15 protein-coding genes and 2 pseudogenes are annotated in these 14,662 nt (G+C 75.0%); 3 read left to right on the top strand and 14 right to left on the bottom strand.

The features are described from left to right. Positions 1-6: 6 nt before the first annotated feature. The 3 genes from JD77_RS30680 to JD77_RS30690 all read right to left on the bottom strand — a co-directional run bounded on the left by JD77_RS30680 (position 7) and on the right by JD77_RS30690 (position 2,672). The gene (locus JD77_RS30680; protein WP_145777262.1) at positions 7-1,335 is read right to left on the bottom strand and encodes a hemolysin family protein; all 1,329 of its coding nucleotides are present in this window, start codon (positions 1,333-1,335) and stop codon (positions 7-9) included. 133 nt (positions 1,336-1,468) lie between these two features. After that, positions 1,469-2,098, bottom strand: coding sequence for a YgjV family protein (locus JD77_RS30685; protein ID WP_145777263.1), 630 nt, complete (start codon positions 2,096-2,098; stop codon positions 1,469-1,471). Positions 2,099-2,186: 88 nt separating this feature from the next. After that, a complete protein-coding gene (locus JD77_RS30690) occupies positions 2,187-2,672 on the bottom strand; it encodes a GNAT family N-acetyltransferase (RefSeq protein WP_145777264.1) in 486 nt (161 codons plus the stop codon). A 233-nt stretch (positions 2,673-2,905) separates the two neighbouring features. On the opposite strand from JD77_RS30690, the pseudogene JD77_RS33115 reads away from it, so the two are divergent. Further along, positions 2,906-3,336: pseudogene (locus tag JD77_RS33115) on the top strand (universal stress protein); the annotation flags it as partial. Positions 3,337-3,405: 69 nt separating this feature from the next. Here the strand turns inward: JD77_RS33115 and JD77_RS30700 are convergent. The 3 genes and pseudogenes from JD77_RS30700 to JD77_RS30710 form a co-directional block, all read right to left on the bottom strand. After that, positions 3,406-3,828 (bottom strand): annotated as a pseudogene (locus JD77_RS30700) (CE1759 family FMN reductase); the annotation flags it as partial. A gap of 229 nt (positions 3,829-4,057) precedes the next feature. Next, the gene (locus JD77_RS30705; RefSeq protein ID WP_145777265.1) at positions 4,058-4,720 is read right to left on the bottom strand and encodes a DNA-3-methyladenine glycosylase; all 663 of its coding nucleotides are present in this window, start codon (positions 4,718-4,720) and stop codon (positions 4,058-4,060) included. Positions 4,721-4,829: 109 nt separating this feature from the next. Further along, positions 4,830-5,222, bottom strand: coding sequence for a VOC family protein (locus JD77_RS30710; RefSeq protein WP_211372881.1), 393 nt, complete (start codon positions 5,220-5,222; stop codon positions 4,830-4,832). 116 nt (positions 5,223-5,338) lie between these two features. On the opposite strand from JD77_RS30710, the gene JD77_RS30715 reads away from it, so the two are divergent. Next, a complete protein-coding gene (locus JD77_RS30715) occupies positions 5,339-5,785 on the top strand; it encodes a DNA-binding protein (RefSeq protein WP_145777267.1) in 447 nt (148 codons plus the stop codon). Continuing rightward, a complete protein-coding gene (locus JD77_RS30720; protein ID WP_145777268.1) occupies positions 5,785-6,138 on the top strand; it encodes an MmcQ/YjbR family DNA-binding protein in 354 nt (117 codons plus the stop codon). The genes JD77_RS30715 and JD77_RS30720 overlap by 1 nt, the downstream gene beginning before the upstream one ends. A gap of 44 nt (positions 6,139-6,182) precedes the next feature. Here the strand turns inward: JD77_RS30720 and argH are convergent, their stop codons facing one another. Genes argH through argC form a run of 8 tightly spaced genes read right to left on the bottom strand, consistent with a single transcriptional unit; the run spans position 6,183 to position 14,590 of the window. Then, positions 6,183-7,646: an argininosuccinate lyase gene (argH, locus tag JD77_RS30725; RefSeq protein ID WP_145777864.1), complete on the bottom strand. Its 1,464-nt coding sequence runs from the start codon at positions 7,644-7,646 to the stop codon at positions 6,183-6,185. Between the two features lie 17 nt (positions 7,647-7,663). After that, positions 7,664-8,866: an argininosuccinate synthase gene (locus tag JD77_RS30730; protein WP_145777269.1), complete on the bottom strand. Its 1,203-nt coding sequence runs from the start codon at positions 8,864-8,866 to the stop codon at positions 7,664-7,666. Beyond that, positions 8,863-9,378 (bottom strand): arginine repressor, encoded by a 516-nt coding sequence (locus JD77_RS30735; protein WP_145777270.1) that lies wholly within the window; start codon positions 9,376-9,378, stop codon positions 8,863-8,865. The genes JD77_RS30730 and JD77_RS30735 overlap by 4 nt, the downstream gene beginning before the upstream one ends. After that, positions 9,375-10,301: an ornithine carbamoyltransferase gene (argF, locus tag JD77_RS30740; RefSeq protein WP_145777271.1), complete on the bottom strand. Its 927-nt coding sequence runs from the start codon at positions 10,299-10,301 to the stop codon at positions 9,375-9,377. Before argF ends, JD77_RS30735 begins: the two co-directional genes overlap by 4 nt. Then, complete coding sequence (locus JD77_RS30745) at positions 10,298-11,506, bottom strand: acetylornithine transaminase (protein ID WP_145777272.1); 1,209 nt, start codon at positions 11,504-11,506, stop codon at positions 10,298-10,300. Before JD77_RS30745 ends, argF begins: the two co-directional genes overlap by 4 nt. Further along, positions 11,503-12,423, bottom strand: a complete 921-nt coding sequence (argB, locus tag JD77_RS30750; RefSeq protein WP_145777273.1) for an acetylglutamate kinase — start codon at positions 12,421-12,423, stop codon at positions 11,503-11,505. The genes JD77_RS30745 and argB overlap by 4 nt, the downstream gene beginning before the upstream one ends. Continuing rightward, the gene (gene argJ / locus JD77_RS30755; RefSeq protein WP_145777274.1) at positions 12,420-13,592 is read right to left on the bottom strand and encodes a bifunctional glutamate N-acetyltransferase/amino-acid acetyltransferase ArgJ; all 1,173 of its coding nucleotides are present in this window, start codon (positions 13,590-13,592) and stop codon (positions 12,420-12,422) included. Before argJ ends, argB begins: the two co-directional genes overlap by 4 nt. Beyond that, complete coding sequence (gene argC, locus JD77_RS30760) at positions 13,589-14,590, bottom strand: N-acetyl-gamma-glutamyl-phosphate reductase (RefSeq protein WP_145777275.1); 1,002 nt, start codon at positions 14,588-14,590, stop codon at positions 13,589-13,591. Before argC ends, argJ begins: the two co-directional genes overlap by 4 nt. Positions 14,591-14,662 lie beyond the last annotated feature (72 nt).

The following is a 14,662-nucleotide window of genomic DNA, read 5'->3' on the forward strand; positions in this document are numbered from 1 at the left end:
CCGGCGTCACCCTCGGGCCGGGTCGAGCAGCGGTGCGGCGCCGCCGCCGGGGCTCCGCGCCGGGTGCGGGGCGCGGCGCACCCGTACGGCGGTGATCGCACGGTGGTCGATCGCGGCGACCTCCAGGCGCCATCCGTGGATGGTGACGTCCTCGCCGGGAACGGTGGGAATGTGGCCGAGCAGGGTGAGCACCAGGCCGGCGATCGTGGTGTAGTCGCCGGTGGGGCGGGCGGGCAGCTCGACGCCGACGTCCGGCAGGTCGTGCACCGGGAACGTGCCGGGCAGCAGCAGGGCGCCGTCGGCCTCGGTGCGCACGGCGCGCACGTCCCGGTCGGTCTCGTCGTAGATCTCGCCGACGATCTCCTCCAGGATGTCCTCCAGGGTGACGATCCCGTCGACCGCACCGCGCTCGTCGACGACCAGGGCGATGTGCTGGCGTTCGGCCTTGAACTGGCGCAGCGCGTCGACGACCGGCAGCGAGTCGGGCAGGAGCATCGGCGGGCGGGCACACTCGTCGACCGGCCGGTCGTCGGGCACCCCGACGAGGTCGCGCAGGTGGATCACACCGACCGCGTCGTCGAGGCCGCCGTGGCGCACGACCGGCGCGCGGGAGTGCCCGGTCGCGGCGAGCAGCAGCCGGGCGTCCGCGGCCGTGGTCCCGCTGTCGAGTGTGAAGACCTGCAACCGGGGTACGAGCACGGCGCGCAGCCGCCGATCGGCGATCTCCACCGCGCCGGCGATGATCGTCCGCTGCTCCTTGGTGAAGCCGTGGTTGCCGGCGACGATGTCCCGCAGCTCGTCCGGCCCGATCTCGTCGGGCTCCGGCCTCGGGTCGAGCCCGACCATCCGCACCACCAGGTCGCTCGTGGCGCCGAGCGCCCAGACGGCCGGCCGGGTTCCGGTGGCGAGCAGGTCCAGTGGGCGGGCGACCAGCAGCGCCCAACGTTCGGCGGACTGCATCGCGATCCGCTTCGGGGCCAGCTCGCCGAAGACCAGGGTGACGAACGTCAGGACCAGGGTGACCGCCACGACGGCGACGGTCTCGGCGGCCCCGCCGAACGCCCCGAGCAGCGGCACGAGCGGCTTGGCCAGGGAGACCGCCGCGGCGGCGGAGGCGAGGAAGCCGGCGAGGGTGATGCCGATCTGGATGGTGGCGAGGAAGCGGTTCGGGTCCCGGGCCAGGCGGGCGAGCACCCGGCCGGCCCGGCTGACGCGTTCCAGCCGCTGCACCTGGCTGTCCCGCAGGGACACCAGCGCCATCTCGCTGCCGGCGAAGATCGCGTTGAGGACGACCAGGACTCCGACCAGGGCCAGTTGGCTCCAGTAGCTCTGCACGCCCGGTTCACTCCTCCGCACCAGGACGGCCGCGGCCGGGTGCGACCGGCGGCACCGCCCGGAGGGTCCCGGGTGGCAGGGCTGTCTGTGCCCAGCGGACGGTCGGGCGAATCCTCCCTCCGCCGGGCGCCGGTCAGGCCGCCGCGGGCAGCGGGAGGTCGAGCGCGTACGAGCCGCCCTCGGGGCGGAAGCCGAGCCGGTGGTAGTAGGGGGCGACCATGCCGGGCGGGCTGACCACCCGGCGGAACCCGCGGTCGGTGAAGAGGCTGCTGCGCCGGTACACGAACTCGCCGGGGGTGAAGTCGCGGAACCGCTGGGTCACGTAGTCCAGGTCGACCTGGGCGGTCTCGCCCTCGGCGCGGGCGAGCACCACGCCGACGACCTCGTCGGCGCGCAGGACGAGGAACGCCGAGCGCCGTTCGGTGTGCTGGTCGAGCCGGAGACCGGGGTCGAACCGGGCGATGTCGGCGGCGTGCACCCGCAGGATGTGGGCGAGGAACTGGTCGTCGACGCCGACCTCGACGACCTGGTATGTCTGCGCGTCGTGCCGGGTGGCGAGCATCCCCCGCAGATACCACAGGTTGATCACGGCGAGGACGACGTTCAGCCCGACCATCGGCCAGACCGCGAGGGCGGCGTTGTAGCCGATCAGCACGAGGCAGCCGACGAGGTTGAGCGCGCGCAGCCGGAGGATGCGCGCCTGCAGCAGGGACCAGACCAGCAGCGCGGAGCCGGTCCAGCCGATCATGTCCAGCCAGTTCACCCTGCGAGGGTAGTGCCCCGCAGCTCAGCGCGCCTCCGGGGCCGGGCGCACGGCGGGACGGGGCACGGTGGCGGATCGGGCGCCGCGGTCACCGGTCGGCGAGTTCGAGGACGTACTCCTCGACCTCGGCGCCGCGGCCGTTGGCGTACCCCTTGTCCTCGCCGCACAAGACGAAGCCGCACTTGCGCAGGACGGCGAGGGAGGCGGCGTTGTCCTTCGCGGCGCGGGCGTGCACCGGGCGCTGGGGCTGCTCGGCCAGCAGCGCGGCGAGTGCCCGGGTGGCGTAGCCGCGGCCCCAGCGGGCGCGGTCGATCCAGTAGCTGACCTCGGTCCGCTCGTCGACGGGGAACGCGGCGACGTGGCCGACGACCGCGCCGTCGACGGTGATCGTGCGGGTGACGATCCTCGGGTCGGCGCGGATGCGCCGCCAGTGCGCCTCGAACGCCGCCCGGTCCGTCGGGTCGGCGGGGCCGAAGGCGGCCATCCAGTTGGCCTCCGGGTCCTGTTCGAAGGCGAAGAAGTGCGGCAGGTCGTCGTCGCGCACGGGGCGCAGGCGCAGGTCCTCGGCGGTCACCGCCGCAGGCTACCCGCCCCGCTTCCACACCCGAGCCCCGCCTCTACCGGCGGAGTCGATCAAGAGGTTTGCGTCAGGTTCCGGGCCGGACGGGACGCAAACCTCTTGATCGTCAGGCGGGGCGCGGGCGAGAGGTCACGGCGACCCGCCCCGAACCATCGGTACGGCGGGAACAGCCACTACCAGCCGAGCACCCCGCCTGGGCGGCGCTGGTCCGGGGCGGCGCTGGTCCCGTGCGCTGTGCCGGTTTCCGCACCTCCCACGGTCACCGTCTCCGTCCCCGCTGTCGAGGGTCTCGACTCGCCGCCGAGCACGCGGCGCGGGCCGCCAGGTGGCGGTCCCGCCCCCTGCTGCTGGTGCACGGCGATCTGCACCCGCTCGGCTACGGCGTGCTCGTCGACCCGTACGACCTGGGGTGCCCGCGCCGCCTGCGGGATCGCAGCGGATGCTCGAGGAGGCGGCGGACGAGCTGCGCGGGCGCTGGCCCGGCCTCGACGTGGCCGCGAGCCAGGTCGCCGGCGGCCCGGCGGCCAGCCTGGTGGCGGAGTCCCGCCGGGCGGAGCTGGTGGTGGTCGGCAGCCGGGGGCTGGGCGGTTTCGCGGGCCTGCTGCTCGGCTCGGTCACCCAGGCGGTGGTGCGGCACGCCCACTGCCCGGTGCTGGTCGCCCACGGGTACGCCGGCGACACCGACTGACGCCGACTGACGCCGACTGACGCCGGCCGATCGGCACCGTCAGGCCGGGTCGTTGCCGGCGAGCAGCTCGTCGAAGCTGGTGGTCAGCGCGAACGGGTCCGGCGGGGCGGCGGGCGGGCGCAGGCGTACCTGCTCTGCCAGCTCCCCCGCGGCCCGGACGATCCGGCGGCGCAGCGCGCCGTCGGCGGTGCCGCCCGACCAGTCCTCGGGCGCGGCGAAGACGGCCGTGGGCACGACCACCGCGCGCAGGTACGCGAACATCGGCCGGACCGCGTGCTCCAGCGCCAGGGAGTGCCGGGCCGTGCCGCCGGTGGCGGCGACGAGCACGGGCCGGTCCACCAGCGCGCCCGAGTCGAGCACGTCGAAGAACGACTTGAACAGCCCGTTGTACGAGGCGTTGAAGATCGGGGTGACCGCGACGAGGCCGTCGGCCCCGGCGACGGTGTCGAGGGCCTGCCGCAGCGGTCAACTATTCCGTCGGTCGGGGTCGGCGCCGGGTTTCGCCATGGCGACGACATGGCGGGATCCGGCCGCCCGCGACCGCCCCATGTCGCCGCCATGGCCGCCCGGGCCGGCGCGGCGGGCGGGCGGGCCCGGCGGGCGGGCCGGCGCGGCGGGCGGGCGGGCCCGGCGGGCGGGCCGGCGCGGCGGGCGGGCGGGCCGGCGCGGCGGGCGGGCGGGCGGGCCGGGGTCAGCGCCGGGCGGCGCGGGGCACGTGCCGGCGGTACGCGCTGACGGTGGGGTCGCCGGCGACCCAGAACCGCCACGGCACGTCGTGGGCGCCGGTCACGCCGACCCGGGGGCCGGCCGCGACGGCCGCCTCGGGCACCGGTTCCACCGCCGGGCGCAGCCGCACCGGCCCGTCGCCCAGCAGGTGGCTCCCGTACGCCGCCCGGTCGATGCCCAGGGCGGCGCAGAGCCGGGCCGGGCCGCGGGCGAGGTCGACGTCCCGGCGTACGGCGGGGCGCCGGGCGCGCGCGACGTCCACGCCCTCGACCACCTCGCCCGCCCGCAGCAGCACGGCGGAGGCCTCCCCGTCCGGCCCGGTGACCACGTTCACGCACCAGTGCATGCCGTAGGTGAAGTAGACGTAGGCGTGCCCGGCCGGACCGAACATCACCGCGTTGCGCGGCGTACGCCCCCGGTGCGCGTGCGAGGCGGGATCACCGGCCGTCCCCGCGTACGCCTCGACCTCGGTGATCCGGACGGTGACGCCGCCGGCGGACAGCCGGCCGCCGAGCAGGCCGCGGGCGGCCGGGACCACCGGGCCGGCGAGCAGGTCGGCCAGCGCGGCGAGGTCCGGGCCGGGCGCCTCTGCCGGCGCGGGGCGGGGCGGCGGGACGGCACGGCTCACCCCCGACCCTATCCGGCCGGCCGCCCCCCTTCTCGGCGACGATCAAGAGGCTTGCGTCAGGGCACCGGCGCGGCGTGACAGAAACCTCTTGATCGTCGAGTCCGTCGGCTCAGCCGAGCGGCTGCTGGAGGCTGACCAGGTTGCCGCAGGTGTCGTCGAGGATCGCCGAGAGCACCGGGCCGGTCTGGGTGGGCGGGGCGGTGAACCGGACGCCGAGTCCGGTGAGCCGCTCGTGCTCCTTCGCCAGGTCGTCCACCGCGAGGATGATCACGGGGAGGCCGGCCTCGCGCACGCCGCGCTGGTACGTCTGCGCGATCGGCGTGCCGTTCGGCTCCAGCAGCAGCTCGACGCCCTCGGGGTCGGCGGGCGAGACGACGGTGAGCCAGCGGGCGTCCCCGCCGAGCGGGACGTCGTGCTTGACGGCGAAGCCGAGCACGCCGGTGTAGAAGCCCTTCGCCTTCTCCTGGTCGTCGACGAAAACGCTGGTGACGGCCACCTTGATCATAGTATCCCCCTTCTCCTCGCCGAGGAGCATTTCAGGATGAGCTTATATAAGTCAAGGACGCAAGAATTGAACGTTTCGTTGACAACCTTTTGTTCCCATGGTGGGATCGGACGATGACCGCACCGGAGCAGAACCTGTTCACGGCGCCGGACGCCGGGCGCGCCCGGGCGCACCGCACTCACGCCGCCCTCGCCCGGATAACCGAGCGACACGCGGCCGACGACACGCGCCGGAGGCGCCACGCCCACCCGTACGTGCCGGACCCGTACGAGGCCGTGGCCCTGGTGACCGCGCTGGCCGCCGGCGGCGCCGAGCACGCGCCCGACGAGGAGCCGGTGGACTCGGCCGACCTGGTCGCCGCGCTCACCCTCGTTCCGCACGTCCGGGCCGAGGTGGACGCCCTGGAGGCGGGGCTGCTGCGGCTCGCCCGGGACCGGGGGCTGACCTGGCAGGCGATCGCGTACGGGCTGGGCCTCGGCACGGCGCAGGCCGCCCGGCAGCGCTACGAACGACTCACCGGCCGCCTCGGCGGCGGTGCCGACGCGGAACAGGAGGCGTGATGGAGCGCGCGGACATGCTGGCGTACTGCCTGGCGAAGCCGGGTGCCTGGCTCGACCAGCCGTGGGAGGGCGACGTGGTGGTGAAGGTCGGCAGCAGGATCTTCGCCTTCCTCGGCTCGGAGACCGGCAACCGGGCGGGCGTGAAATGCGGCCCGACCCGAGAGGTGGCCGACGAGTGGCTGCACCGGTTCCCGGACGACGCGGTCCCGTCGGCGTACATCGGGCGGTCGGGGTGGAACAGCCTGCGCCTGGACGGGGCGATCCCGGACGACGAGCTGCGCGAGGCCGTCGACGGCTCGTACGAGGCGGTGGTGGCGAAGCTGCCGAAGCGGGAACGCCCGGCGGTGCCCTGACGGCGGCGCCGGGCCGGCCGAGGGGCCGGCCCGGCGTGGGGCCGTCAGCGGGGCACGACCCGCTCGGCGGCCCACTCCCGCCAGCCGGCGAGCTGGTCGGCGGCGGCGGCGAGCTGGTCGGCGACCGGCCCGGGGCCGGTGGAGCCCGGCGTGGTCCGCGCGGCGAGGGCGGAGCGCACCGACAGCACGTCCCGCACCGACGGGTCGAGGTGCTCGCTGACGGCCGAAAGGTCGTCGTCGGAGACCTCGTCGAGGGCGCAGTCCCGGGCGACGCAGAGCGCCACCAGCCCGCCGGTGATCTCGTGGGCGTCGCGGAACGGCACGCCCCGGCGCACCAGCCAGTCGGCGACCTCGGTGGCGAGGGAGAAGCCCACCGGCGCGGCGGCGACGAGGCGGTCGACGCGTACCGTCATCGTGGAGATCATCCCGGCGAGGGCCGGCAGCAGCAGCTCCAGGGTGTCGACCGCGTCGAAGGCCGGCTCCTTGTCCTCCTGCATGTCCCGGTCGTACGTCATCGGCAGGCCCTTGAGCATGGTGAGCACGCTCATCAGGCCACCGACCAGCCGGCCGGACTTGCCCCGGGCCAGCTCGGCGATGTCCGCGTTCTTCTTCTGCGGCATGATCGACGAGCCGGTGGCGAACGCGTCGTCCAGCTCGACCCAGCCGAACTCCTGCGACGTCCAGAGCACCACCTCCTCGCCGAGGCGGGACAGGTGCACCCCGATCATCGCGGTGACGAACAGGAACTCCGCGACGAAGTCCCGGTCGGCGACCGCGTCCATCGAGTTGGCGAAGGACGTGCGGAAGCCCAGCTCCTTGGAGACCGCGACCGGGTCCAGCGGCAGGCCGGAGCCGGCCAGCGCGCCGGCGCCGAGCGGGCTGACCGCGGCCCGGTGGTCCCAGTCACGCAGCCGGGCCAGGTCGCGCAGCAGCGGCTGCACGTGGGCCAGCAGCCAGTGCCCGAAGGTGACCGGCTGGGCGTGCTGCAGGTGGGTCATGCCGGGGGCGGCGGTGTCGACGTGCCGCCCGGCCTGCTCGACCAGGGCGTCGGCCAGCTCCACCAGCCGGGCCGCCACGCCCCGGGCGTGGTCGCGCAGGTAGAGGCGCAGGTCCGTGGCGACCTGGTCGTTGCGGGACCGGCCGGCGCGCAGCTTGCCGCCGAGGCTGCCGAGTCGTTCCAGCAGGCCCCGCTCGAGGGCGGTGTGCACGTCCTCGTCGTCGACGGTGGGGCGGAACGCGCCGGAGGCGCAGGCGGCCTCCAGGTCGTCCAGCGCGGCCAGGATCCTCCCCAGCTCCTCGGGGTCGAGCAGGCCCGCGCCGGCCAGGACCCGGGCGTGCGCGCGGGAGCCGGCGATGTCGTACGGGGCGAGGCGCCAGTCGAACTGCACGCTGACCGACAGCCGGGCCAGGGCCTCGGCGGGTCCGCCGGCGAACCGCCCGCCCCACAGGCTCGTACGGTTGGTTCCGGCACTGTTCTCGGTGAGGCTCTTGTCGTCCACGTCGCCCATTCTGGTTGCCATGCCGATCACCCGCCCAACCGGGCGTCCCGCGCGGCGGCGAGCCTGCTGGGCAGGCCCCACAGCTGCACGAAGCCCCGGGCGAGGGACTGGTCGAAGGTGTCTCCGGTGTCGTAGGTGGCCATGCCGAAGTCGTACAGGCTGGCCTCGGAGCGGCGCCCGGTCACGGTGGCCCGGCCGCCGTGCAGCGTCAGCCGCACCTCGCCGCAGACGTGCCGCTGGGCGTCGTCGAGGAACGCGTCCAGGGCCCGCCTCAGCGGGGAGAACCACAGTCCGTCGTAGACCAGCTCGGCCCAGCGCTGCTCCACGCCGCGCTTGAACCGGGCCAGGTCCCGCTCGACGGTGACCGCCTCCAGCTCCTGGTGGGCGGTGATCAGGGCGATCGCGCCGGGGGCCTCGTACACCTCGCGGCTCTTGATGCCGACGAGGCGGTCCTCGACCATGTCGAGCCGGCCGACGCCCTGGGCGCCGGCGCGCCGGTTCAGCTCCCGGATCGCCTGGTACGGGGTGACGGTCTCGCCGTCGATCGCGACCGGGACGCCGGCGTCGAAGGTGAGCACCAGCTCGTCCGGGTCGCGCGGCTCGGCGGGGTCGTCGGTGTACGCGTACAGGTCCTCCACCGGCGCGTTCCAGATGTCCTCCAGGAAGCCGGTCTCCACGGCCCGGCCCCACAGGTTCTGGTCGACCGAGTACGGCGACCTCGCCGACACGTCGATCGGCAGCCGCCTCTCCTCGGCGTACGCGATCGCCTTGTCCCGGGTCCACGCGAAGTCCCGCGCGGGGGCGACGACCGTCAGGTCCGGGGCGAGGGCGCCCAGGCCGACCTCGAAGCGGACCTGGTCGTTGCCCTTGCCGGTGCAGCCGTGCGACACGATCGTGCCGCCGTGCCGGCGGGCGGCGGCCACCAGGTGCTTGACGATCAACGGCCGGGACAGCGCCGAGACCAGCGGGTAGCGGTCCATGTAGAGGGCGTTGGCCCGGATCGCCGGCAGGCAGTACTCGGCGGCGAACTCGTCGCGGGCGTCGACCACCTCGGCCTCGACGGCGCCGCAGTCGAGCGCGCGCTGCCGGATGACCCCGAGGTCCTCGCCGCCCTGCCCGACGTCGACCACGACCGCGATCACCTCGGCACCGGTCCGCTCGCCCAGGTAAGGGATGGCCACCGAGGTGTCCAGCCCCCCGGAGTACGCCAGGACGACGCGCTCGGTCATGGTGTACCGCCCCCCTCCGCGACGCCCTCCCCGCGCGACCACGCGGCGAGCCTCTCGCCCAGCGCCGCTCCGCCGACGGTCTCGCGGGCCACGACGAGGACGGTGTCGTCGCCGGCGATCGTCCCGACGACCTCGGGCAGGCCCGCCCGGTCCAGTGCGCTGGCCAGGTAGTGGGCCGCGCCCGGCGGGGTGCGCAGCACCGCGATGTTGCCGCTGGAGTCGACCTCGTTGAGCAGTTCGCGCAGCAGGCGGACCAGCCGGGCGGGGGCGGCCTCGGCCTCACGCAGCGGGCGGTGGCCGTCCTCCGGGATGACGTACACGGCGCGCCCGTCGCCGCCGCGGGCGGTGACCGCGCCGAGCTCCTTCAGGTCCCGGGAGAGGGTGGCCTGGGTGACCTGGACGCCCTCGGCGGCGAGCAGCTCGGCCAGCTCGGTCTGCGACCGGACGGCCCGGTCGCGGATCAGCTCGACGAGGCGGGCGTGCCGGGCGGCGCGGGTGAGCGGGGCGGTCATGGTCGATCCTTCAGGAGAAACGTCAGCAGCGCCTTCTGGGCGTGCAGCCGATTCTCCGCCTGGTCGAACACGGCGCTCTGCGGGCCGTCGAGCACGTCGTCGGTGATCTCCTCGCCGCGGTGCGCCGGCAGGCAGTGCAGCACGATCGCGTCCGGCGCGGCGTTCCCGAGCAGCGCCTTGTTGACCTGGTACGGCAGGAACGGGGTGATCCGGTCCAGCCCGTCCTCCTCCTGACCCATCGAGGTCCAGGTGTCGGTGGCCACCACGTCGGCGTCCCGGACGGCCTGCACCGGGTCGCGCAGCACGCGTACGGACCCGCCGGTGCCGGCGGCGATCTCCTCCGCCCGGGCCACCACGCTCGGGTCGGGGTCGAACCCGGCCGGCCCGGCGACCCGGACGTGCATCCCGGCGGCCGCCCCGGCCAGCAGGTACGAGTGGGACAGGTTGTTCGCCGCGTCCCCCACGTACGCGAGGGTGCGGCCGCGGGTGCCGCCGCACCGCTCCCGGACGGTGAGCAGGTCGGCCAGGAGCTGGCACGGGTGGAACCCGTCGGTGAGCGCGTTGATCACCGGCACGGTGGCGTGCGCGGCGACCTCGGCGATCCGGTCGTCGCCGTGGGTGCGCAGCACGATCGCGGCGACGTAGCGGGAGAGCACCCGGCCGGCGTCGGCCAGGGTCTCGCCCCGGCCGAAGTGGGTGACCTGGGTGTCCACGACGAGCGGGTGCCCGCCCAGCTCGGCGATGCCGACGTCGAAGGAGATCCTGGTGCGCAGGCTCTGCTTGTCGAACAGCACCGCCACCGACCTCGGCCCCGCGAGGGGCCGGTGGGCGAACCGCTCGGCCTTCATCCGGGCGGCGAGGTCGAGCACGGCCGCCTGCTCGGCGGGTGTGAGGTCGTCGTCGCGCAGCAGGTGGCGGGTCATGTGCGGGTCTCCTGGGAAGGCGCGGCCGGATCGGCTTCCGGCGTCGCGGCGTCGAGGGCGGCGGGAAGGGCGGACAGGAACGCGTCGGCCTGCTCGGCGGTGAGGATGAGCGGCGGGGCGAGCCGGACCACCCCGGGCTGCACCGGGTTGACCAGGAACCCGGCGTCGCGCAGCGCGGCGGCCACCGGGCCGGCCACGTCGGCGGTGAGCACGATCCCGAGCAGCAGGCCGGCGCCGCGCACCTGGCCGACCAGGGGATGGCCGAGCGCGTCGATCCCCCGGCGGAGCCGCTCGCCGACCCGCTTGACGTGGTCGAGCAGCCCCTCGCCGGCGATGGTCGACACCACCGCGAGGGCGGCGGCGCAGCTGATCGGGTTGCCACCGAAGGTGCTGCCGTGGGAGCCGGGGTCGAGCAGCTCGGCGGCGCCCCCGAAGGCCAGGCAGGCGCCGATCGGCAGCCCGCCGCCGAGGCCCTTGGCGAGGGTGACCACGTCGGGCTCGACGCCCTCGGCCTGGTGGTAGAACCAGTGCCCCGTGCGGCCGATGCCGGTCTGCACCTCGTCGAGCACCAGCAGGGCGCCGCGCCGGGCGGTGATCCGGCGGGCCTCGGCGAGGTAGCCGGCCGGGGGCACGACCACGCCGTTCTCGCCCTGGATGGGCTCCAGGATCACCATGGCCGTCGCGTCGGTGACCGCCGCGTCGAGGGCGGCGGCGTCGCCGTACGGGACGTGCGTCACGTCGCCGGGCAGCGGGCGGAACGGGTCGGCCTTGGCGGGCTGGCCGGTCAGCGCGAGGGCGCCCATGGTGCGGCCGTGGAACCCGCCGTGGGTGGCGACGACGTGGGTGCGGCCGGTGCGCCGGGACAGCTTGAACGCCGCCTCGTTGGCCTCGGCGCCGGAGTTGGCGAAGAAGACCCGCCCCGGCCGGCCGGCGAGGGCCAGCAGCAGCTCGGCGAGGGCGACCGGCGGCTCGGCCACGAACAGGTTGGACACGTGGCCGAGCGTGGCGACCTGCCGGGACACGGCGGCCACCACGGCCGGGTGGGCGTGGCCGAGGGCGTTGACCGCGATGCCGCCGAGCAGATCGACGTACTCCCGACCGGCCTCGTCGACCACGACGGCGCCGGCGCCGGAGACGAGCGCGAGCGGCGGCGTGCCGTAGTTGTCCATCAGGGACGCGCGCCAGCGTTCGACGAGCGTGCTCATTGCTTGACCGTTTCCTCTTCGTTGGCGGCTGCGGGGCTCACGACCATCGTTCCGAATCCTTCCGAGGTGAAGACCTCGAGCAGCGTGGAGTGGGCGACCCGGCCGTCGACGACGTGCGCGGCGGGCACTCCCCCGCGCACCGCCCGCAGGCAGGCCTCCATCTTGGGGACCATCCCCGATTCCAGGGACGGCAGCAGCCCCGCCAGCTCGTCGGTGGTGATCTCGCTGATCAGGCTGGACGTGTCGGGCCAGTTCGCGTACAGGCCGGGCACGTCGGTGAGGACGACGAGCTTGCGGGCGTCCAGCGCGACCGCGAGCGCGGCGGCGGCCGTGTCGGCGTTCAGGTTGTGCAGCACCCCGTCGACGTCCGGCGCGACCGTGGAGATCACCGGGATGCGGCCGGCGGCGATCAGGTCCGCCACGGCGGAGACGTCCACCGACTCGACGTCGCCGACCAGCCCGACGTCGACCGGCTGCCCGTCGACGTACGCGGGACGGCGGACGGCGGTGAACAGGCCGCCGTCCTCGCCGGAGAGGCCCACGGCGAACGGGCCGTGCGCGTTGATCAGGCCCACCAGTTCCCGGCCGACCTGCCCGACCAGCACCATCCGGACGACGTCCATCGCCTCCGGGGTGGTGACCCGCAGGCCGCCCCGGAACTCGCTGTCGATGCCGAGCCGGCCGAGCATCGCCGAGATCTGCGGCCCGCCGCCGTGCACCACGACCGGCCGGAGGCCGGCGTAGCGCAGGAAGACCATGTCGGCGGCGAAGGCCCGCTGGAGCTCGGGGTCGACCATGGCGTTGCCGCCGTACTTGACCACGACGGTGGCGCCGGAGAAGCGGGCCAGCCAGGGCAGCGCCTCGATCAGCGCCTCGGCCTTGGCCTGGGCCCGGGTGAGATCCACGCTGAGACTCATGAGGAGTACGCCGAGTTCTCGTGCACGTACGCGTGCGACAGGTCGTTGGTCCAGATGGTCGCCGCCGCCTCCCCCGCGTGCAGGTCGATCCGGATGGTGACGTCCCGGCCGGCGAGGGCGACCTTGGAGCGGTTCTCGGCGGCGGCGCCCGAGCGGCACACCCAGACCCCGTTGACCGCCACGTCCACGCCGTCCGACTCGAACGCGGCGGCGGTGGTCCCGACGGCGGCGAGGATGCGGCCCCAGTTGGGGTCGTTGCCGAACAACGCGGTCTTGACCAGGTTGTTGCGGGCGACCGACCGGCCCACCTCGACGGCGTCGTCCTCGTCGGCGGCGCCGACGACCTCGACGGCGATCTGCTTGGTGGCGCCCTCGGCGTCCGCGACGAGCTGCTGGGCCAGGTCGTGGCAGGCGGCGGTGACCGCGTGGGTCAGCTCCGCCTGGGTGGGCTCGATGCCGGACGCCCCGCTGGAGAGCAGCAGCACCGTGTCGTTGGTGGACATGCAGCCGTCCGAGTCGACCCGGTCGAAGGTGAGCCGGCAGGCGGCACGCAGCGCGGCGTCGAGCGCGTCCGGCCCGGCCACCGCGTCGGTGGTCAGCACGCAGAGCATCGTCGCCAGGGCGGGGGCGAGCATTCCGGCGCCCTTGGCCATGCCGCCGACCGTCCAGCCGCCGCCCGCCACCACGGTGCTCTTCGGCCGGGTGTCGGTGGTCATGATCGCCTCGGCCGCGGCGGCGCCGCCGTCGCGGGACAAACCGCGCGCCGCCGCCCGTACGCCGGAGAGCAGCTTCGGCATCGGCAGCCGCTCGCCGATCAGCCCGGTGGAGCAGACGGCCACCTCGCCCGCGCCCACCATCAGCCGGGGGCTGAGCGAGGTCAGCGCGGTGGCGGTGTGCTCGGCGGTGGCGTGGGTGTCCTGGAAGCCGGCCGGTCCCGTGCAGGCGTTCGCGCCGCCGGAGTTGAGGATCACCGCCCGTACCACGCCACCGCGGACCACCTGCTGGGTCCACAGCACCGGCGCGGCCTTGATCCGGTTGGCGGTGAAGACGCCGGCGACCCCGGCGTCCGGGCCGTCGTTGACGACGAGGGCGACGTCGCCGGCGCCGCTGGCCTTGAGCCCGGCGGCGACGCCGGCCGCGCGGAAGCCCCGGGGGGTGGTGACGGTCATGGTGCAACTCCGAAAATGGGCAGGCCCGTGGTCTCGGGGAGGCCGAGCATGAGGTTGGCGTTCTGCACGGCCTGGCCGGCGGCGCCCTTGCCGAGGTTGTCGATGGCGCTGACCACGACCACCCGCCCGGAGTCGACGTCGACGGTCGCCTGCAGGTGGCAGGAGTTCGAGCCGAGGGTGGCGGCCGTGTGAGGCCACGTCCCCTCCGGCAGTACGTGCACGAACGGCGCGTCCGCGTACGCCTCGGCGAGCACCGCGCGAGGGTCGGCGGCGCCGGTCGGCACGGCGGTGACCGTGGCGAGGATGCCGCGCGGCATCGGCGCCAGGACCGGCGTGAGCGACAGGCTCGCCGCGCCCGTGGCCTGCTTGATCTCCGGCACGTGCTGGTGGGCGCCGACCTTGTACGGCGACAGGTCCCCCATCACCTCGCTGCCGAGCAGGTGGGCCTTGGCGGCCCGGCCCGCGCCGGAGGTGCCGGAGGCGGCGACCGCGACCACGTCGGCGGGCGCGACCGCGCCGGCCGCCACGAGCGGCGCGAGGGCGAGCGTGACGGCGGCGGCGTAGCAGCCGGTGTTGGCCACCCGGGTCGCGGCCGCGATCGCCGTGCGCTGGCCGGGCAGCTCGGGCAGCCCGTACGTCCAGGCGCCCGCGTGGGCGCCGCCGTAGTACCGCGCCCAGGCGACCGCGTCGCGCAGCCGGTGGTCGGCGCCGAGGTCGACCACCCTCACCGGCTCCGGAAGGGCGGCGGCCAGGGCGGCCGACTGGCCGTGCGGCAGGGCCAGGAAGACCAGGTCCGCGTCGGCCAGGGCCGCGGGGTCGGTCGCGCTGAGGGCCACGTCCAGCCCCGCGAGCTGCGGGTGCACGGCGGCGACGGGCTGGCCGGCCTGGCTGTGCGCGGTGGCGGCGACGAGGTCGAACTCGGGGTGCCCGGCGATCAGGCGCAGCAGCTCACCCCCGGCATAGCCGCTGGCCCCGGCGACCGCAACTCGGATACCCATACTTACCTCCGCATGACTATGCAGACGAGGCTAGCAGGGCCAGGCCTTTGGTTGCAACTTCATGCAGCCCGC

The organism is Micromonospora olivasterospora (genome assembly GCF_007830265.1).
GTDB classification, from domain to species: domain Bacteria; phylum Actinomycetota; class Actinomycetes; order Mycobacteriales; family Micromonosporaceae; genus Micromonospora; species Micromonospora olivasterospora.

Excerpts from the sequence above, each read along its gene's own strand:
- JD77_RS30745 (WP_145777272.1), bottom strand. The coding sequence starts at position 11,506 with ATGAGCACGCTCGTCGAACGCTGGCGCGCGTCCCTGATGGACAACTAC.
- argH (WP_145777864.1), bottom strand. The coding sequence starts at position 7,646 with ATGGGCGACGTGGACGACAAGAGCCTCACCGAGAACAGTGCCGGAACC.
- JD77_RS30715 (WP_145777267.1), top strand. The coding sequence starts at position 5,339 with ATGACCGCACCGGAGCAGAACCTGTTCACGGCGCCGGACGCCGGGCGC.
- JD77_RS30720 (WP_145777268.1), top strand. The coding sequence starts at position 5,785 with ATGGAGCGCGCGGACATGCTGGCGTACTGCCTGGCGAAGCCGGGTGCC.
- JD77_RS30730 (WP_145777269.1), bottom strand. The coding sequence starts at position 8,866 with ATGACCGAGCGCGTCGTCCTGGCGTACTCCGGGGGGCTGGACACCTCG.
- argC (WP_145777275.1), bottom strand. The coding sequence starts at position 14,590 with ATGGGTATCCGAGTTGCGGTCGCCGGGGCCAGCGGCTATGCCGGGGGT.
- JD77_RS30735 (WP_145777270.1), bottom strand. The coding sequence starts at position 9,378 with ATGACCGCCCCGCTCACCCGCGCCGCCCGGCACGCCCGCCTCGTCGAG.
- argJ (WP_145777274.1), bottom strand. The coding sequence starts at position 13,592 with ATGACCGTCACCACCCCCCGGGGCTTCCGCGCGGCCGGCGTCGCCGCC.
- argB (WP_145777273.1), bottom strand. The coding sequence starts at position 12,423 with ATGAGTCTCAGCGTGGATCTCACCCGGGCCCAGGCCAAGGCCGAGGCG.
- argF (WP_145777271.1), bottom strand. The coding sequence starts at position 10,301 with ATGACCCGCCACCTGCTGCGCGACGACGACCTCACACCCGCCGAGCAG.